The organism is Pseudoselenomonas ruminantium, from assembly GCF_900113715.1.
In the GTDB taxonomy this organism is placed as follows: domain Bacteria; phylum Bacillota; class Negativicutes; order Selenomonadales; family Selenomonadaceae; genus Selenomonas_A; species Selenomonas_A caprae.
Map to the genome: position 1 here is coordinate 17,549 of NZ_FOQK01000014.1, position 19,240 is coordinate 36,788.

At 57.3% G+C, this 19,240-nt stretch carries 18 protein-coding genes; 17 read left to right on the forward strand and 1 reads right to left on the reverse strand.

Going from position 1 to position 19,240, the window contains the following annotated elements:
• The first annotated feature begins 17 nt into the window (after positions 1 to 17).
• The 3 genes from greA (at position 18) to BM181_RS08625 (ending at position 5,794) form a co-directional block, all read left to right on the forward strand.
• Entirely contained in the window at positions 18 to 494 is a 477-nt protein-coding gene (greA, locus tag BM181_RS08615) for a transcription elongation factor GreA (protein WP_075430615.1), read from the forward strand.
• Between the two features lie 33 nt (positions 495 to 527).
• Entirely contained in the window at positions 528 to 2,456 is a 1,929-nt protein-coding gene (lysS, locus tag BM181_RS08620; protein ID WP_075443924.1) for a lysine--tRNA ligase, read from the forward strand.
• Between the two features lie 149 nt (positions 2,457 to 2,605).
• The gene (locus BM181_RS08625; protein ID WP_075443927.1) at positions 2,606 to 5,794 is read left to right on the forward strand and encodes a DEAD/DEAH box helicase; all 3,189 of its coding nucleotides are present in this window, start codon (positions 2,606 to 2,608) and stop codon (positions 5,792 to 5,794) included.
• Positions 5,795 to 6,012: 218 nt separating this feature from the next.
• Here BM181_RS08625 and thiT read toward each other — a convergent pair whose 3' ends face one another.
• Positions 6,013 to 6,540 (reverse strand): energy-coupled thiamine transporter ThiT, encoded by a 528-nt coding sequence (thiT, locus tag BM181_RS08630; protein ID WP_075443930.1) that lies wholly within the window; start codon positions 6,538 to 6,540, stop codon positions 6,013 to 6,015.
• A gap of 176 nt (positions 6,541 to 6,716) precedes the next feature.
• Between thiT and cbiT the strand changes: the two genes are divergently transcribed.
• From cbiT to BM181_RS08700, 14 genes are read left to right on the forward strand one after another with little or no spacing between them, the layout of a single operon-like run.
• Positions 6,717 to 7,295: a precorrin-6Y C5,15-methyltransferase (decarboxylating) subunit CbiT gene (gene cbiT, locus BM181_RS08635; protein ID WP_075443933.1), complete on the forward strand. Its 579-nt coding sequence runs from the start codon at positions 6,717 to 6,719 to the stop codon at positions 7,293 to 7,295.
• Between the two features lie 36 nt (positions 7,296 to 7,331).
• On the forward strand, positions 7,332 to 8,087 hold the full coding sequence (gene cobM, locus BM181_RS08640) for a precorrin-4 C(11)-methyltransferase (protein WP_075443936.1): 756 nt from the start codon (positions 7,332 to 7,334) through the stop codon (positions 8,085 to 8,087).
• A complete protein-coding gene (locus BM181_RS08645; RefSeq protein WP_075443939.1) occupies positions 8,084 to 9,199 on the forward strand; it encodes a cobalt-precorrin 5A hydrolase in 1,116 nt (371 codons plus the stop codon). Before cobM ends, BM181_RS08645 begins: the two co-directional genes overlap by 4 nt.
• Entirely contained in the window at positions 9,187 to 9,942 is a 756-nt protein-coding gene (gene cobJ, locus BM181_RS08650; RefSeq protein ID WP_075443942.1) for a precorrin-3B C(17)-methyltransferase, read from the forward strand. The genes BM181_RS08645 and cobJ overlap by 13 nt, the downstream gene beginning before the upstream one ends.
• Positions 9,939 to 10,706, forward strand: a complete 768-nt coding sequence (cobK, locus tag BM181_RS08655; RefSeq protein WP_075443945.1) for a precorrin-6A reductase — start codon at positions 9,939 to 9,941, stop codon at positions 10,704 to 10,706. Before cobJ ends, cobK begins: the two co-directional genes overlap by 4 nt.
• A 1-nt stretch (position 10,707) precedes the next feature.
• Positions 10,708 to 11,343, forward strand: coding sequence for a precorrin-8X methylmutase (locus tag BM181_RS08660; RefSeq protein ID WP_075443948.1), 636 nt, complete (start codon positions 10,708 to 10,710; stop codon positions 11,341 to 11,343).
• A gap of 3 nt (positions 11,344 to 11,346) precedes the next feature.
• Positions 11,347 to 11,925, forward strand: a complete 579-nt coding sequence (cobU, locus tag BM181_RS08665) for a bifunctional adenosylcobinamide kinase/adenosylcobinamide-phosphate guanylyltransferase (RefSeq protein WP_075443951.1) — start codon at positions 11,347 to 11,349, stop codon at positions 11,923 to 11,925.
• Between the two features lie 12 nt (positions 11,926 to 11,937).
• Complete coding sequence (locus tag BM181_RS08670) at positions 11,938 to 13,473, forward strand: cobyric acid synthase (protein ID WP_075443954.1); 1,536 nt, start codon at positions 11,938 to 11,940, stop codon at positions 13,471 to 13,473.
• Positions 13,467 to 14,408 carry an adenosylcobinamide-phosphate synthase CbiB gene (gene cbiB / locus BM181_RS08675; protein WP_075443957.1) on the forward strand — a complete coding sequence of 314 codons (942 nt, stop codon included), beginning with the start codon at positions 13,467 to 13,469 and terminating at the stop codon, positions 14,406 to 14,408. Before BM181_RS08670 ends, cbiB begins: the two co-directional genes overlap by 7 nt.
• Positions 14,409 to 14,450: 42 nt before the next feature.
• Entirely contained in the window at positions 14,451 to 15,218 is a 768-nt protein-coding gene (gene cobS, locus BM181_RS08680) for an adenosylcobinamide-GDP ribazoletransferase (RefSeq protein ID WP_075443960.1), read from the forward strand.
• Between the two features lie 30 nt (positions 15,219 to 15,248).
• Positions 15,249 to 16,139, forward strand: coding sequence for a GHMP family kinase ATP-binding protein (locus tag BM181_RS08685; protein ID WP_075443962.1), 891 nt, complete (start codon positions 15,249 to 15,251; stop codon positions 16,137 to 16,139).
• A gap of 15 nt (positions 16,140 to 16,154) precedes the next feature.
• Positions 16,155 to 17,537 carry a cobyrinic acid a,c-diamide synthase CobB gene (locus BM181_RS08690; protein WP_075443964.1) on the forward strand — a complete coding sequence of 461 codons (1,383 nt, stop codon included), beginning with the start codon at positions 16,155 to 16,157 and terminating at the stop codon, positions 17,535 to 17,537.
• 12 nt (positions 17,538 to 17,549) lie between these two features.
• Positions 17,550 to 18,617, forward strand: coding sequence for a threonine-phosphate decarboxylase CobD (cobD, locus tag BM181_RS08695; protein WP_075443967.1), 1,068 nt, complete (start codon positions 17,550 to 17,552; stop codon positions 18,615 to 18,617).
• A gap of 3 nt (positions 18,618 to 18,620) precedes the next feature.
• On the forward strand, positions 18,621 to 19,238 hold the full coding sequence (locus BM181_RS08700) for a histidine phosphatase family protein (RefSeq protein WP_075443970.1): 618 nt from the start codon (positions 18,621 to 18,623) through the stop codon (positions 19,236 to 19,238).
• The last annotated feature ends 2 nt before the right edge of the window (positions 19,239 to 19,240 follow it).

Sequence of the window (19,240 nt, forward strand, 5' to 3'; positions counted from 1 at the left end):
CAAAGGGGCGTTTCTACATGGCAGATAAAAAGGTCATGCTGACCGAAGACGGCTATAATAAACTGGTGGAAAAAGTAAACTATCTCAAGAGCGTACGCCGCATTGAGATTGCCGAGCGCCTGAAGGCAGCAATTGCCCTCGGTGACCTTTCGGAGAACTCCGAGTACGATGATGCGAAAAACGAGCAGGCCTTCCTCGAGGGTGAGATCCAGGAACTCGAGGCCAAGATCCGCAACTCGGACATCATCAAGGCCGGCAGCGGCGACGTCGTCCAGATGGGCTCGAAGGTTGTCGTCCTCGATGTGGAATTCGCCGAAGATGGTCCGCAGACGTTCATGATTGTCGGTTCGACGGAGGCTGATCCGGACGAGGGCAAGATTTCCAATGAGAGCCCGCTCGGTCAGGCACTGCTCGGTCAGAAGGTCGGCACGACGGTTGACGTGCATGCGCCGGCTGGCATCATCCAGTACAAGATTGAAGAAATCAAAGGCTAAGAATCGCAGGAATAGATAGGAGAATTCGCTTTTATGGCAGAGAATAAGGAAAATCAGCAGGGCCAGGAGCAGGATCTCAACGAGATGCTCAAGGTCCGCCGCGAGAAGATGGAAGCGTTCAAGGAAATCGGTGTAGCTCCGTTCGGCCATCGCTATGAGGTCACGGACTATGCTGCCGACATCAAGGCAAAGCATGATGGACTTGAAGGCGACGAAGAAGGGCCGGAGGTAACGATCGCTGGCCGTCTTATGGCTATCCGTGGCCATGGCAAGGCTTCGTTCTGCACGCTTAACGACCGCACGGGTAACATCCAGGTCTACTTCAAGGTCGACGTGCTCGGCGAGGAGAAGTACAAGCAGCAGTTCCGCAAGCTCGATATCGGCGATATCGTCGGCATCCGCGGCGTCGTCTTCAAGACGCATCGCGGCGAGGTCACGGTACGTGTTGAAGATTTCGATCTGCTGAGCAAATCCCTGCGTCCGCTGCCGGAGAAATTCCATGGCCTGCAGGATGTCGATATCCGCTACCGTCAGCGCTATCTCGATCTCATCATGAACCAGGATGTCCGCGACACGTTCCGCAAGCGCACGCAGATTATCCGCGCAGTCCGCGAGTATCTCGATGCGCGTGACTATCTGGAAGTGGAGACGCCGGTCCTGTCGACGATTGCCGGTGGTGCAGCGGCCCGTCCGTTCATCACGCATCACAATACGCTGGGCATCGACCTCTACCTGCGCATCGCCACGGAGCTCAACCTCAAGCGCTTGATCGTCGGCGGCCTTGACCGTGTCTATGAGATCGGCCGCATCTTCCGCAACGAGGGCATGGATGTCCGCCATAACCCGGAGTTCACGTCCATCGAGTTCTATCAGGCCTTTGCTGACTATCAGGACATGATGGACCTGACTGAGGGCATCGTGGCCAATGCCGCAGAGAAAGTCCTCGGCACGACGGTCATCAACTACCAGGGCGTCGAGATCGACCTTTCAAAGGTAAAACGCATCAGCATGAACGATGCGGTAAAAGAGGCTACGGGCAAAGACTTCATGGCTTGCGAGACGGTCGAAGAAGCCCGCAAGCTGGCCGATGAGATCGGTGTGCCGTATGAGCAGCGTCATGGCATCGGCGGCATCCTCAACGCTGCGTTTGAGGAAAAGGTCGAGGAGACGCTGATGCAGCCGACCTTCATCACGGGGCATCCGACGGAAATCTCGCCGCTGGCAAAACGCAACGCTGACGACCCGCGCATCACGGACCGTTTCGAGTTCTTCATCTATGGCCGCGAGCTGGCCAATGGCTTTACGGAGCTCAACGACCCGATCGACCAGAAGGGCCGTTTCGAGGATCAGCTCAAGCAGCGTGAAGCTGGCGACGATGAAGCCCATGGCATGGACGAAGACTTCGTCACGGCCCTGGAGTACGGCCTGCCGCCAACGGGCGGTGTCGGTATCGGCATCGACCGTCTTGTTATGCTGCTGACCGATGCTGCTTCGATCCGCGATGTCCTGCTGTTCCCGACGATGAAACCGCTGGGGACGCCGGCACCGCTGGCTGAGGCACCGGCAGCTGCTGTACCGGAGAAGATTGACTTTTCGAAGGTTGAGGTCGAGCCGCTTTACGAGGATATGGTCGACTTCGATACGTTCTGCAAGTGCGACTTCCGCGCCGTCAAAGTCAAAGACTGCGTTGCTGTCAAGAAGAGCAAGAAGCTCCTGCAGTTCACCCTCGATGATGGCACGGGCACGGATCGCACGATCCTTTCCGGCATCCATGCCTTCTACGAGCCGGAGCAGCTCATCGGCAAGACGCTCATGGCCATCGTCAACCTGCCGCCGCGTGCCATGATGGGCATTGAGTCTTGTGGCATGTTGATTTCCGCCGTCCACACGGAGGAAGGCGAGGAGAAACTGCACCTGCTGCAGCTCGACCCGCATATCCCGGCTGGCGCAAAAATGTGCTGAATGGTCAAACTTGACATTTGACTTTTGACCGGTCAAATCTGACTTTTGTTGGATTTGACCGGTCATTTTATTTGACTTGTCAACTGGTATGATATAATAGGGCGTGATAATGGTACGGGAAATGCTTGTCATAAAAGAGGTGTTTTGTCATGAAGAAAGATTTGGCGCCGGGTATATATGAACAGGTCATCAACGAGGGAATTGCTCAAGGCTTGACAAAAATCGATATGAGCCGTGTCCAAATTGATGCGATGGATATAGAAGAGGCTTCAGGGATACTGACGGGCTATTTAAAGGAAATCATTAAGAAGGGCTTGGATCATACAGCGGATCAGCATGACAAGGCAGAGCGGCTTAGGGCACAGATTGCACTGGCTAATGATATTATTGCGTTGATAAAGGCCAGAACCGAAAATGAGGATTTGCAGGATGAACTCGTGGAGGGGGCAGGTAAGCAGCTTTTGGGAATTGCACCGGAAAATTCGTTGCAGCAGGTGAAAAAGAAGTGTGAGTTGCCGCGCCCAGAGACTTCATTGATTGAAACCTCGCTCTTCACTGGGGCGCAAAAAGAGCCCTCGATGTTTCATGAATTGAAAAAGGAAATCTTATCTGCCGACCGCATTGATATGTTGGTGTCCTTTATCAAATGGAGCGGGCTGGTCATGATTATGGATGAGTTGGAAACTTTTTGCCAACGTGGTGGACAGTTGCGGCTGATTGCCACCTCGTATATGGGGGCAACAGATGTAAAGGCCATCGACAAGTTGGCAGAGCTTACGAATTCCTCTGTGCGCATTTCTTATGATACGAAGCGTACGCGCCTGCATGCCAAGGCGTATGTTTTTTATCGGGATACCGGTTATGACACGGCTTATATCGGTTCTTCCAATTTGTCGCATGCGGCTATCTCCAATGGGCTCGAATGGAATGTCAAGATTACGGCGTATGATTCTCCAGCGACTATGGAAAAGGTAAAGGCGACCTTTAATTCCTATTGGCATGCACCGGAATTCGAACCTTATACCCAGGCAGACCATGACTATTTGAATGAAGCCATTGAGCGGGAACGGCACCCGGATTGCTTCCGTGAGAAAGCCAGCACGTATTTATTTACCATTCGTCCCTATGCGTATCAGCGTCAGATGCTGGATGAACTTCAGATTGACCGCAAGATTCAGGGAAATTTCTGCAATTTGGTGGTGGCGGCAACAGGAACGGGAAAAACGGTGCTGGCAGCCTTTGATTATAAGCGGTTTTGTGAGCAAAATCCTGGAAAGCCCAACCGCCTGCTTTTTATCGCCCATCGCGAGGAAATTTTAGATCAAAGCCGCCAATGCTTTCAGGCAATTTTACAGGATGCAAATTTCGGCGGGAAATTTGTGGGTACATCGAGGCCGCAGACCCAGTCGGAATTCGAGCATTTATTCATGTCGATTCAGACTTTCAATGCGCAGGCTTGGTATCATAAGACAACGGCAACTGCTTATGACTATATCGTAATTGACGAAGCCCACCATGCGGCATCGCCTTCCTATCAGGAATTACTTAGCTACTACCAGCCTAAAATCTTATTGGGACTCACGGCGACGCCGGAGCGCATGGATGGGCAGGACATTACCAAGTATTTTGGCGGACATATCGCCACGGAGCTTCGGTTGCCTGAGGCTATTGAGCGGGGGATGCTTTGCCCCTTTCACTATTTTGGCGTCACCGATGTGGTAGACTTGTCTTCGCTCCAATGGGAGCGCGGCAGTTATCGCCGGAGTGAGCTGAATCGTGTCTACGTCTTTGAACATGAAAAGGCACGTCGGCGGGCCCATTTGATTATCCAGAGTGTCAAGCGCTATGTCACTAATCTTATGGAAGTTCACGGCGTTGGGTTCTGCGTTTCGCGGGAACACGCTAAGTTTATGGCCGATTTCTTTAATGAACAGAATATCCCATCTATCGACTTGTCGGGGCTTAGCCAGGATGACGTGCGGCGGGAGGCTAAAACTGCCTTGCAGCAAGGAAAAATCCGGTTTATTTTTGTGGTGGATTTGTACAATGAGGGTGTGGATATTCCCAATATCGATACGATTTTGTTTTTGCGGCCCACAGAGTCCCTTACCATTTTCTTGCAGCAGCTCGGCCGTGGTCTGCGGCTGGCCGATGACAAGGATTGTTTGACGGTGCTGGATTTCATTGGACAGGCCAATAAAAAATATCGCTTTGAGGAAAAGTTCCGGGCTTTGCTGGGAAATACCCGCCGCGGGGTAGCAGAGGAAATTCGCACGGGGATTACTTCGGTGCCCCATGGCTGCTACATTCAGCTTGAAGAAAAAGCCCAGCAGTTTGTACTGGATAATATCAAAGGGCAGTTGAATAATAAACGGGGCCTGGTGCAGAAAATCCGGGAGTTTTTCCAGGAGGCAGGACAGCCTCTGACGTTGGAAAACTTCTTGCGCTACTACAAGCTTGATATTGCCAAAATCTATCGAAAGGGTGCCAAGGAGTCCTTTCATCGTCTTTGCGTACTGGCGGAGGCGTTGCCGAATTTCGTGGAACCTGAGGAAGAAAAACTTACGGCGGCTTGCTTACGGTTTGCTGCCATTGACTCAGCCGAGTGGCTGCGGTTCTTATTGCGGATTTTGCCGGAGCTTCCGCGTCTTTCGGCGAATCGTTTCTCTGTCCGGGAAGAGCGGCTGCTGCAGATGACCTATTATACGATTTGGAACGACAGCCTTGCGGAGGAATCGGCACGGGAACAGATTTATGAGCGGCTGCAAAGTTTGGGGGAAAATCCGACCATGTTAGCGGAGATTCAGGAAATTGCCGCTTATCGTCTAAAGCATTTACAGGTCATTGGGATGCCGAACCGGTTGTCCTTCGACTGCCCACTGGAAGTGCATTGTCACTATACCCGTGACCAGCTCTGTGCGGCCATGGATATGTTTAAACCGACAACCCTGCGGCAGGGTGTTTATTATCACAAGGAAAAACATTGTGATATCTTCCTTATCACACTAAACAAGAGTGAAAAGGATTATTCGCCTTCGACGATGTATCAGGATTATTCGATGAGTGAGTGGTTATTTCACTGGGAGTCGCAGAGTACGACTTCCGATACTTCACCGACAGCCCAGCGTTATTTTCAACATAAAGAAAACAAGCATCAGATTTTGCTATTCGTTCGTGAATACAAGGAAGATGCTTCGGGAGCTGCGCCCTTTATGTTCCTTGGCACAGCTAATCACGTCAGCCATTCAGGCAGTAAACCGGTGCAAATTATATGGAAGCTCGATGACCCAATACCAGCAAAGTTCTTGAATACGACGAATAAGCTGGTGGTGGAATGAAGAACGGATAGCGAATCGAGGAGATTGTGGATAGAGGCAAATCCTCAACCGCGACAGATGTTGACAAGTCAACTGGCTGGAAATTGGGGGGGTTCTTTTTCAAGGACAAAATAAAAGAACCCCGAAGACTCAAGGATGTGTACTGCCCCCCATAAGTTAGACCTAGAAAATCTAACTTTATGGGGGCACTACATGTATGTGAGCCTTTCGGGGTTCGTTTATTTTGATAGGACGAGTTCTGCCGTCAGCCGTTTGAGCGGCAGCAGTCTTAAGATCAGGCAGCAGATGGCAAAGTCGGGGACTAGCGTTGTGGCGTTGTAGGTAGCGGAGTAGAGGATCGGTGACATGCCCTCGGGGGCATAGGCGGCAAAGAAGATGACGCCGGAAAGGAAATGGCAGAGGAATTTCAGGGTGAAGGCAGCTGTGACGCCGAGATAGAGATGGCTGCGGAACAAGGCGACGATGGCCATGACCATGTAGGGCAGGGGATAGTCGAGCAGCACCTGCACCGGATGATAGATGAAGGGATTGAGCAGCAGGCCGATGAGGCCGCAGAGGAAGCCGGCGAGCAAGGTGATCTTGCTGCCATGGGTGCGGGCCAGCAGGATCAGCGGCACCATGGTGCCCAGGCTGATTTCACCGCCCTGCGGCAGCTGGAACAGATGGAACTGGGCGAGGACAATCGTGATGGCTGACATCATGGCAGCCTGTATAAGGATGCGTGTGGAAAGATTCTTATGATTCATATTAGGTCACTCCTTTGGGAACAATATCTTCTATTATAACGCAAAAAGCGAAACGCTCACAATGGTTTTGCCGCGATTGTGCTGAAAGCTATCAGACATTGAGGTTTTCCGCGTAATTTGGTATGATAGATACGTATTGTTATAAGACAAATCAGAATGATGCAGGAGGCTTGGCGATGGATTATTTGGGTCTGGATGATGAGGCTTTTATCCGCAAGAATGTGCCGATGACGAAGCAGGAGATACGCATCCTCAGTTTGGTCAAGGCGAGAATCAAGCCGGATGCGGTCATTTACGACATCGGTGCTGGTACGGGCTCGCTCTCCATCGAGGCGGCCCGCATGGCGCCGCAGGGGACGGTGTATGCCTTGGAGCGCAATCCCGAGGGCGTCAGTCTCATCCGTGCCAATGCGGCGAATTTCTCCGTGGGCAATCTCAAGGTCATGGAGACGGAGGCGCCAGCTGGCATGGAGAACCTGCCTGCGGTGGACACGGTGTTCATCGGGGGCAGTGCGGGCAGGCTGGCGGATATCCTTGCGGTGGTGACGCCGAAGCTCAAGGCAGAGGGGCGCATCGTGCTCAACTGCATCACGGTGCAGACGCTCATGCAGTGCATCGAGTATATGCGCAGCCATGCGGATATCTATGCGTATGAGGCGATACAGGTGCAGATCAGCCGTCTGCAGCAGGTGGGGCCGTATGATATGGCTAAGGCCTTGAACCCCATCTATATCGTGACCTGCTGGAAGAAATAACAACAATCAGATACTTGACGGAAGAGGGAATTGGATATGGTACATATCGTTGGTGCGGGTCCTGGCGATCCGGAGCTTATCACAGTCAAAGGTCAGCGCTATCTGCGCGAGGCGGATGTGGTCATCTATGCGGGCTCGTTGGTCAATCCGGCGCTGCTGGAGCTTTGCAAGCCGGGGGCAGAGATCCACAACTCGGCGTCGATGACGCTGGATGAGGTCGTAGCTGTCATCGAGAACGCGGAGCAGAAGGGGCAGGTGACGGTGCGCCTGCACACGGGTGATCCTTCGGTTTACGGTGCCATCCAGGAGCAGATGGATGCCTTTTCCAAGAAGGGCATCGCTTACGATATCGTTCCCGGCGTGAGCAGCTGCTTTGCCACGGCCGCAGCGCTCAAACAGGAGTATACGCTGCCGGGCATCTCGCAGACGGTCATCATCACGCGCAACGAGGGCCGCACGCCAGTGCCTGAGGCAGAGAAGCTGCGCAGTCTGGCGAAGCATCAGTCGACGATGTGCATTTACCTGTCGATCGCGATGCTCGACAAGGTCGTAGAGGAGCTCATCGCTGGCGGCTATGCGCCGGATACGCCGATCGCGATCGTCCAGCGGGCTTCGTGGCCGGAGGAGAAGATCGTGCGGGGGACGCTGGCAACCATCGTCAAGGATATCGAGGGCAAGAATATCGACCGCACGGCCATGATCGTCGTCAGCCGTTGCCTGGGCGCAAGCTATGATCTTTCGCGCCTGTATGCGCCGGAGTTTTCCCATATGTTCCGTGAGGCCAGCAAATGAGATTAGCCGCTTTTGCCTTGACAGCCAAGGCGTATGAATTAGCCAAGACCTTCCAGCGCAGCCTAGATAATCCGATGACCGTCTATGTGTCGGCCAAGGTGGCACCCCCGACGGTTGCTGCCGAGACGGGGGCGGGGATAAAGACCTTTGCCAAGCTCGAGGAAGCGGTGGCCGAGACGTTTACCGCTTATGACGGGCTTGTGTTCATCATGGCAGCGGGAATCGTCGTACGGACGATCGCGCCCCTGCTGCAGGATAAGCTCCAGGACCCTGCCGTGGTCGTTTTTGATGAACGCGGCCAGCATGGCATCAGCCTGCTTTCGGGTCATATCGGCGGCGCCAATGTGCTGACGCAGCAGCTTTGCCAGGCTGTGGGAGCATCGCCGGTCATCACGACGGCGACGGACGTCAATCAGTGCCAGGCACCGGATGCCCTGGCGGCTAAGCTGTGCCTGCGCCCCTGGCCGAAGGTGCGCATCCGCACGCTCAATTCGGCGGTACTTGAGGGGCAGGAGGTATGCTGGCGGATAGACAAGACACTGCCCCACAGCGTCTTCTATAAGAGGCAGCTGGAGCAGGCTGGCCAGACCGCCGAGCTCTGCGTGACCAGCCAATGTCTGCAGTTTTGTGCCGAGGAGAAGGATAGACCTTGGGCGGTCATCCTGTCGGAGCCGAATCTGCCAGCTCTGCCAGAGCTGCCGCAGAATGTGCTCTGCCTGACGCCGCGCCGGCTCATTGCTGGTGTCGGCTGCCGCCGCGGGACGCCGGCTGCCTTGGTCATGGGCGCTTTGGATATGGCGTGCCGCATGATCGGCCGTGACCGTTCGTTCATTGATGCCTTGGCGAGTACGGTCGTGAAGCGCCATGAGGCGGGGATTTTGTTTGCGGCAGATAGTCTGGCACGGCCGGTGCATTTCTACGACCATGCGCAATTGCAGGCGATGATTGCACGGTATCAGCTGGAGGAGTCTGACTTCGTGAAGGAGAATATAGGCATCGGCAATGTCTGCGAGGCCGCAGCCTATTGCTGCGTCGGCGAGGCCGGCGGGCGGCTGGCGCTGCGCAAGACGAAATTCGAGAAAGTGACGGTAGCATTAGTATGGGAAAAATAACAGTGATCGGTATTGGCCCTGGCAGCCTTGAGGATATGACGCCGCGGGCGCGCAAAGCCATCGAGGCAGCTGCGGTCGTAGCCGGGTATAACACGTATATCAAGCTCATCGAGCCGCTGCTGGCTGACAAGCAGGTGATCGGCACGGCGATGATGCAGGAGATCGAGCGCTGCCGCATGGCAGTCGATGAGGCGGCAGCCGGCCGTGACACCGTAGTCGTATCCAGTGGTGATGCGGGCGTTTATGGTATGGCTGGCCTGGTGCTGGAACTCATCCTCCAGCGTGAGGAAAGCCAGCGTCCGGCATTTGGCGGCATCATTGCGGGGGTCTCGGCAGTGAATGCGGCGGCGTCGGTGCTCGGCGCACCGCTGATGCACGATTTCGCCGTCATCAGCCTGTCGAATCTGCTGACGCCTTGGGAGCTTATCCGCAAGCGCATCGAGATGGCAGCCCAGGGCGACTTCGTCACGGCGCTCTACAATCCGAAGAGCAAGAAGCGCGTGCAGAACATCGAGGAAGTCCGCGAGATCATGCTGAAGCACCGCGACCCGCAGACGCCGGTCGGCATTGTCACGGCAGCCAGCCGCGACAAGGAAGCGAAGGTCATCTCGACGCTGGCTGATTTCACCAAGGAGGATATCAATATGTTCTCGATGGTTATCATCGGCAATAGCCAGACCTATGTCAAAGAGGGCTGGATGATCACGCCGCGTGGCTATGAGAATAAGGAGAACGGTTTATGATTTTTGTTGCCGCTGGTACGCAGGATGGCCGGGAGCTGTCGAAGTACCTGCTGGAGCATGGTTATGATGTAGCGGCCTCTGTGGTCACAAGCTATGGTGAGCAGCTGCTGGCTGACTGCCGGGGGCGCAATCTCATCATCAATGACCAGCCGCTGGACCGGGAGGGGATGCAGGCCTATCTGGCTGACCATCATATACGGCTGCTGGTCGATGCCAGCCATCCCTATGCCGTCAACATTTCGGCCAATGCGATGGAGGCTTGCCAGCTGCTGGGCATTCCCTACGTGCGCTATGAGCGTGACCTCACAGCCGTGGACTACGATCAGGTCACGGTCGTGCACAGCTATGAGGAGGCGGCGGTGGCAGCGGCCAAGCTGGGGCGCCGTATCTTCCTGACGACGGGCAGCCGCAATCTGGTGAAGTTCACGACGGCTGAGGCCCTGGCAAGGTGTGAACTCATCGCTCGCGTGCTGCCCTCGGCGGAGGTCATCAGCCTCTGCGAGAGCCTTGGTCTCACACCGGGGCAGATTGTTGCCATGCAGGGGCCATTTTCCAAGCAGCTCAACAAGGAGCTTTTCCGGAAATACCGTGCCGATGTCATCGTGACGAAGAACAGCGGGTCCATCGGCGGCACCGATACGAAATTCGCAGCTGCCGAGGAACTGGATCTGCCGGTGGTCGTCATTGACCGGCCGGCCATGACCTATGGCAATATCGGCAGAACCTATGAAGATATCTTGAGATTCGTAGAGGAGCATTATTGAGATGGACTTTATCAAACAGCCAATGGAAATCGAATCACGCAGCATGGAGATCATCGCGCCGCATCTGCAGGCCTTCAATCTCGATGAGAAGACGACGAAAGTCTACAGCCGCATCATCCACGCGGCTGGTGATGTGGAATACGCCCCGATCATCCGTGTCGGCGAGGGGGCAATCGATGCAGCGATTGCAGCCCTGGCCGGTGGCTGTGATATCTATACCGATGTCGAGATGGTCCGCACGGGCATCAACAAGCGCAAGCTGGCTTCGTTTGGCGGGCAGGTGCATTGCCTGATTGCCGATGAAAAGGTGGCAGCTGCGGCCAAGGCGGAGGGCATCACGCGTTCGATGGCGGCCATGCGCACCTTCGGGGCTGCGCTGGATGGCAATATCGTCGCCATCGGCAACGCGCCGACGGCGCTCTTCGAGGTGCTGCGGCTCATCCGTGAGGAGGGAGTCCGTCCCGCCTGTGTCGTCGGCATCCCCGTAGGCTTTGTCGGTGCCGCGGATTCCAAGCAGGCACTGGCCGAAAACGGTCTGGTGCCGTATATCACCGTTGCGGGCACCAAGGGCGGCAGCCCCATTGCGGCGGCGGCCATCAATGCCATGATGTATTTCATCAACAACGAGCGAGGCTGAGCGATGAACGGGACAGAGACAGGCAGGATCGTGCTGGTGACTGGCGGTGCCCGGTCGGGCAAGTCGACGTTCGCGGAGAAGCTGGCTGCGCAGAGCGGCCAGCGGATTGGCTATATCGCCACGGCACAGATCTACGATGAGGAGATGCGGTTCCGGGTCGCCCTGCATCAGCAGCGGCGCCCGGCCAACTGGCAGACCTATGAGGCGCCGTTTGGGGCAGAGGAAGCCATCCAGGCGGCCTGCCAGCAGAACGATGTCATCCTGTTTGACTGCATCACGCTGTATTTGAGCAACCTGCTCTGCAGCCTGCCCGAGGCAGAGCTTGCGGCCCAGGATAAGGTCTACGCGCTGACCCGTCAGAAGGTCGGAGCGCTCATCACGGCAGCGGAAGCGGCGGCCGAGCGGGGCTTGACGGTCATTTTCGTTACCAATGAAGTGGGCGCGGGCATTGTTCCGGAGAACAAGCTCAGCCGCATCTACCGGGATATCAGCGGGCTGGCCAATCAGCAGATTGCGCAGGCCGCAGCAGATGTATACGCAGTCATAGCAGGCATTCCAGTAAACATCAAGGCACTAGCTTAAGGAGGAACCCACATGTCGAACGCGATCATGCTCATGGGAACGAGCTCCCATGTCGGCAAAAGCATCATAACCACAGCCCTCTGCCGCATCTTCCATCAGCAGGGGCGCAAGGTCGTCCCGTTCAAGGCGCAGAATATGGCCTTGAACTCCTATGTCACCAAAGATGGCAAGGAGATGGGGCGCGCGCAGGTCGCGCAGGCTGAGGCGGCTGGTCTTGAACCGATGGTCGACATGAATCCGGTCCTTTTGAAGCCGACGGGCAACAGCTGCTCCCAGGTCGTTCTGAACGGCGAGCCCATCGGCAATATGAGTGCCCGGGAGTATCACAAGGGGTACAGCCTCAAGGCCTTTGACGCCGTAAAAGCTGCACTGGGACGCTTGCAGGCTGGTTTCGACACGCTGGTGATCGAGGGCGCGGGCAGTCCGGCCGAGGTCAATCTCAAGGCCAATGACATCGTCAATATGCGTGTGGCCAAATATCTCCAGGCGCCGGTGCTGCTGATTGCCGATATCGATCGCGGCGGTGCGCTGGCGTCCCTGGTCGGGACGCTGGAGCTTCTCGACGAGGAGGAGCGGGCTCTCGTCAAGGGGCTGGTCATCAACAAGTTCCGTGGCGATGTGAGCCTGCTGACGCCGGCTGTCGATTTCCTCGAGCAGAAGACGGGCAAGCCGGTGCTCGGCATCGTGCCGCATATCGAATCCCTGGGCATCGACGATGAGGACTCGGTATCGCTGGAGGAGAAGCAGGCAGTGCCCCAGGATGCGCCCCTGAGTATCGCGGTCATCCAGACGCCGAAGCTCTCGAACTTCACGGATTTTGACAGTCTGGCGGCCGAGCCGGACGTGGCCCTCTACTATGTCAAGGCAGCGGAGGAGCTGGGGAATCCGGACCTCATCCTGCTGCCGGGCTCGAAGAACACGACGGAGGACCTGCTTTATCTGCGTGAGTCAGGCATCGAGGCAGCTATCCGCCGGCAGGTGGAGCAGGGTACGCCGCTTTGGGGCATCTGTGGCGGCTATCAGATGCTGGGCCGTGCGATCTGCGACCCGCTGCATACGGAGTCAGCCCATGACCGTGTGGCAGGCATGGGATATCTGGCGATGGAGACGACCTTTGCGGCTGCCAAGCTTACGACCCAGGTGACGGCTGACTGCGTCAAGCTGCCCTTCCTGGGACAGACGCTTACGGCAGACGGGCTGCCAGGCTATGAGATCCATATGGGCAAGACGGAGTTTGGCGAAGAAATCCAGCATCCGTTCCATATCACGGCCAAGGCCGATGCTGCCTTTGATGGCTGGGACGGAGCCTATGCTGTGGCCGGACAAGGCGAAGTCGTGGGCACGTATATCCATGGCATCTTCGATCATGACGGCTTCCGCCGCCAGATGCTCAACGCGCTGCGGGCGCGGAAGGGGCTGGCGGCGCTCGGCATCCAGCGCAATGTGCGGGCAGAGAAGGAGCGGGCGTATGACCATCTGGCCGAGGTGGTGCGTCAGAGCCTTGACATGGAGAAACTTGCGCAGATCATGGGGGAGAAGACATGCTGACGGCTATCCTGGCTTTTTTCATCGATACGGTCATGGGCGACCCCAACAGCCGCTGGCATCCCGTCGTGCTGATGGGGAAGCTCATCGGCGGCCTGGAGCGGCTTTTTTACCGGGCCGAAGACAGCGACGGCAAGAAATATGCGATGGGCGCGATGCTCGTGTTGATTACCCTGCTTGTGTCTTATGAGGCAGCTGCGGCAATCATGATGCTCTCCTATCATATCCCCTGGGAGTGGGGCACGACGGTGGTGGGAGCCTTGCTGCTGGCCTTCACCATTTCCCCAAAAAGTCTTGCCAAGGCGGGCAAGGGCATCTACACGCTGCTCCTCCTCGGCGAGCTCGAGGAGGCCCGCAAGAAGGTGGGCTGGATCGTTGGCCGTGATACGGAGGAGCTTACCGATGCCGAAATCGCACGGGCGACGGTGGAGACCATCGCGGAGAACACGGTGGATGGCATCATAGCGCCGCTGTTCTTCTTCGTGCTCGGCGGTGTGCCCTTGGCCGTGCTTTACCGTGCGGCCAATACGATGGATTCGATGATTGGCTACAAGAACGACAAGTATCTCTATTTTGGACGGGCGGCGGCCAAGCTCGATGATGTGCTGAACTACATTCCCGCCCGCATCACGGGGGTCCTGTTCATCTTTGCGGCCTGCCTGCTGGGGTTTGACTACAAGAATGCTTATGAGATGATGCTGCGCGATGCTGCCAAGCATCCAAGCCCGAATGGCGGCTATGCCGAGGCGACGGTGGCCGGTGCCCTGCATATCCGCCTGGGCGGCATCAATTCGTATTTCGGCAAGAAGTCGCTGCGTGCGTATATGGGCGAGGCCATTGAGCTGACTGCGCCCAAGCATATCATGGAATGCATCCGCATGATGTACACCGTGACTGTGATGTTTATCATTATTACCTATGCGATGTTTGGGTTATGATAGGAGTGATAAATATCACTAACATCTAGGAGGACATTATCCATGAAATCATTCATCACTGCTTTGCAATTCCTGACGCGTATCCACGTGAAGAACCAACCAGATCTGACCATCGAGGATTTCGGCCGTAGTACGAAGTTCTTCCCGCTGGTCGGTGCGATCCTCGGTCTTATCTATCTGCTGGCGACCTGGTGCCTGATCGCTGTGTTCGGCTGGGCGAATTTTGTCACGACGATCTTGGTCCTGCTGCCGGTTCTCGTAACGGGCGGGCTGCTGCTCGATGGCTACATGGATACGGCTGATGGTGTCTTTTCGGCCCGGGACCGTGAGCGCAAGCTCGAAATCATGAAGGACAGCCGCGTTGGCTCTTTCGGTGTCATCGCGCTCGTCGCCCTCATGATGGTCAACTGGACGGTGCTGCGCGATATCAAGCTCGTGCTCATCATGACGGCCTTGTTCATCATGCCGATCATCGGCCGCATGGCCATGGTCATGGTCATCGCCTTCTTCCCCTATGCCCGCAAGGAAGGCATGGGCAAGGCCTTTGCGGATATGGCCGATAAGGAGACGGTAGCCATTGCTGGCATGACGACAATCCTGTTTGTCGTGCCCTGGGGGCAGGCGGCGATCGCGGCGCTGGCTGCGGGGCTGGGCTTTGCCTGGCTGCTGGGGGCCTGGCTGACGAGCAAGCTCGGCGGGCTGACCGGCGACACCTATGGGGCGATCGAGACGTTGACCGAGACCATGGTGCTCGTCGTATTCTTAGTGACTTCCTGGATTCCAGGTGGTCTGCATATTTTATGGCGCTGAGGAAGGCGCCCCTTAGGAGCGTTTGAATTTATGGAAATCACTGTCCGTGTCCCCGGTTCCTGCGGCGAGCTGCTGCAGGGCGAGCTGCAAGGCGAGCCGTTTCTGGTCACTTGCCCGATTGGCTGCTATACGACGGTGCGCGTTTCGGATGCCTTGGCGGGCATCCACGGGCTGGGCCGCAAGTCGCTGATGGCCTTGGAGAAGACGCTGACGAGTCTCGGCAAGGAGGAGCTTCCCTGGGGAATCCGCCTGGAGTCGAGCCTGCCGCGCGGCAAGGGCATGGCTTCGTCGAGTGCTGACATTGCAGCGACCATCGCCGCGGTGGCGCTGGCTTTTGGCTATCAGCCGTATTGGGAGGAGATCATGCGGCTGGCTGTGGATATCGAGCCCACGGATGGTGTTTTCTGTCCTGGTGTCGTGTGCATCAATCATATGGATGGGCGAATGCTGGCAGGCTATCGGGGCCTGCCGGCTTTTCGTATCTCTGTTTACGATACGGGCGGTGAGGTGGATACCATCCGCTATCATGAGACAATGGCAATGTCGCCGGCTGGCAGCGCGTCGGCTGCGGCGATGGAGCAGTTCCAGCGCGGGGTGCAGCTGCGCGATGAGGCGCTGCTGGCGGCTGCGGCGACGACCAGTGCGCTGGCCAATCAGCGGCTGCTCCCAAAGGAAGGCTTGGAGGAGCTGCTGGCCTTTAGCCGGCGTCTTGGTGCGCATGGACTGAATGTGGCGCACAGCGGTACTGTGGTCGGTGTGCTGTGGCCGGCAGGCTTTGCGGATGATGAGCTGCGGCAGGCGGAACGTTGCATAGGGAAGCGCTTCCCGCAGCTGAAGTTCCTGTTGCGCTCGCGCCTGCAGGGCGGCGGCATCTGGATGGCGGCAGGCGATGACGGACAGTGGCAGGGATTGTTTGCGTGACAGGAGGAAACAAAGATGGTACAGAAGCAGGAAAAGGCGGTATTGCCGCGGCTCGTCATAGCTGCGACCCAGTCCGGCTCAGGCAAGACGACAATCGTTACGGGTCTGCTCGCGGCACTGCGGGCGCGCGGGCTGGTGGTGCAGTCCTTCAAGGTGGGACCGGATTATATCGATCCTGGCTATCACGCCCTGGCCAGTGGCAGGCCGGCACATAATCTGGATACCTGGCTGACGCCAGCCGAGATCGTACCGGCCTTGTTCGCGGCTGAGGCCGCTGGCGCTGACCTGGCTGTGATTGAGGGCGTCATGGGACTCTACGATGGCGGCCGCCAGGGGGTGAGCTCGACTGCTGCCATTGCCAAGCTGCTGGACGCACCCGTGCTGCTGGTGATCGATGCCAAATCGATGGGGGCATCGGCGGCGGCGATAGCCCAGGGCTTCCGTGACTATGATCCGGAAGTGAAGCTGGCAGGTGTCATCCTGAACCGGCTGGGGTCTGACACGCATGAGGCGATGATCCATGAAGCCATGGCTGCTATCGGCATCGAGGTCTACGGTGCCCTGCGCCGTGATGATGCGCTGCGGATGCCTGAGCGCCATCTGGGCCTGCTGCCCGTACAGGAAAACGAGGAGCGGCAGGTTGTGCAGGCAATGGGGCAGGCAATCGGCCGCCAGCTTGACATCGCGGCGATAAGACGGCTGGCGCAGCAGGCGGCACCACTCGCCGTCCCTGGGCTGGCGGCAGCTGATGCGCCGGAGAAGCGCTGCCGCATCGGCGTGGCACGCGATGAAGCGTTTTCGTTCTATTACCCGACGAGCCTGCAGGTCTTGGAGCGCCTGGGGGCAGAGCTGGTACCCTTCAGCCCGTTGCACGATACGGCCCTGCCAGCCGTCGATGGCCTGCTGCTCGGCGGCGGATTCCCCGAGATGTTTGCCCCGCAGCTGGCAGCGAATGCAGCCATGCGCCTGGCAATCCGCCAGCAGGCGGAGGCGGGCATGCCTATCTATGCCGAATGTGGCGGGTATATGTACCTGTTTGCAGAGCTGCAGGATTTTGCGGGGGACTGCTATCCGATGGCCGGCGTGTTTTCTGGGCGGGCCGTGATGACGAAGAAATTGCAGATGGTCGGCTACGTGACGGCTGAGCAGAAATGTGATACGATACTAGGAGAAAAGGGCATGACCCTTAAAGGTCACGAATTCCATTTTTCGCTGGAACAGGAGAACGGGGAGCTGGAGCGTCCCTTTGCCTTCACGAAGCTGCGCAACGGAGCTGTCTATGCAGCGGGCCAGCAGGCTGGGCAGGCATTGGGCAGCTATCTGCATCTGCACTTTGCCGGCTGTCCGGCGGCGGCAGCGTCCTTTGTCCGCCGGTGCGAGAAATGGCATGCTAGGTAAGAGGTGGCAGACATGGAAAAGTTCGAACATGGCGGGAATATCTATCGGGAGGACGTGCCTGCTGGTGACTGGCTGGATTTTTCAGCCAATATCAATCCGGCGGGACTGGCACCTTCGGTGCGGGCCGCTTTGCTGGCGGCAGTAGACGATGTGATAAATTATCCCGATCCCGAGGCAAGGGAACTCAAGGCAGCCTTGGCGGAGCGCTATAACGTGCCCGCGGAGCAGCTCGTGCTGGGAAATGGTGCGGCAGAGCTTTTTTATCTGTTCCTGCAGACCGTTCGGCCGCGGCGTGTGCTGCTGCCGGTGCCGTCGTTCAGTGAGTATGAGCGGGCGGCGCTGGCAGCGCGTTGCAAGGTGAGCTGTTTTGCCCTCAGTGCCGAGAATGATTTCCGCATCGATTGGGAGGAGATGCTGGCGGCGCTGCCGGTGACGGACTGCATCATCCTGGGCAATCCCAACAATCCGACGGGCACGCTGGTGACGCGCAACGAGCTGGTACGCCTGCTGGAGGCGATCAAGGATGGCACGCAGTGGCTGGTCGTTGACGAGTCCTTCCTGGGTTTCCTGCTCTTTGACAGCCGCTATACGGTGCGCGATTTGGTGGCGGAGTACCCGCGGCTGTTCGTCGTGCAGTCGCTGACGAAGTTCTATGCCTTGCCGGGGCTGCGTCTGGGCTTTGGCGTAGCGCAGGAAGAGCTGGCTAGGCGCCTCAATGCTGGCAAGGATGTCTGGAATGTCAACCTTCTCGCGCAGAAGGCGGGGGTGGCGGCGCTGGCGGATACGGAGTATCAGCAGCAGAGCCGCCAGCAGCTCATCGAAGAGATGCAGCGTCTGTACAAACGCATCGACGGCCTGCGCGGCATCAAGGCTTTCCAGCCAAGTGTGAACTTCATGCTGCTGGATGTCTCGGGAACGGGGCTCAGCAGCAGTGGATTTACGGCAAGATTGCGGGCGCGGGGGATTCTCGTGCGCGATTGTGCCAATTATACAGGCATCGAAGACGATTGTTATGTGCGCATTGCCATCCGCCGGCCGGAGGAGAACGATCGCCTGCTTGCCGTACTGGAGGAATTTTGATTCATGGTGAAAGTTGTATTCGTCCGTCATGGACAGACGGAATGGAATGTCAGTGGCCGGTATCAGGGGCAGTCGGATGTGGCCCTGTCGGCGGCGGGACTGGCGCAGGCTGAAAAGCTGGCTGCGGAGTTTCCCGTGGCGAAGCTTGACGCAATCTATGCCAGCGACCTGGTGCGTGCGCGCGTCACCGCTGAGACGGTGGCGCAGAGATTCGGCTTGCCCGTCCAGCTGGAGCCGGCTTTCCGGGAACTGAGCTTTGGGGACTGGGAAGGCCTGACCTATGAGGAGATCGTGGCTGCATGGCCCGATGCCATGCGCAACTTCCTGGCGCATCCGGATATCCTGGAGGTGCCTAACGGCGAGTCGTTCCCCGCTGTGCAGCAGCGGGCGCTGGAACGGCTGCACGAGCTGCTGGCTAAGCATGAAGGCCAGACCATCATGATCGCCGCCCATGGTGCCGTGCTGCGGACGATGCTGGCGGCGGCGCTGCACATGCCGCTGCAATATCTGTGGAGCATCCGGCAGTTCAACACGGCGGTCAACATCGTGCGTTACGATGCAGACGGCAATCCGACGGTAGAGTTATTGAACAGCACAGCTCATCTAGGTGAGCTCAGATAAAA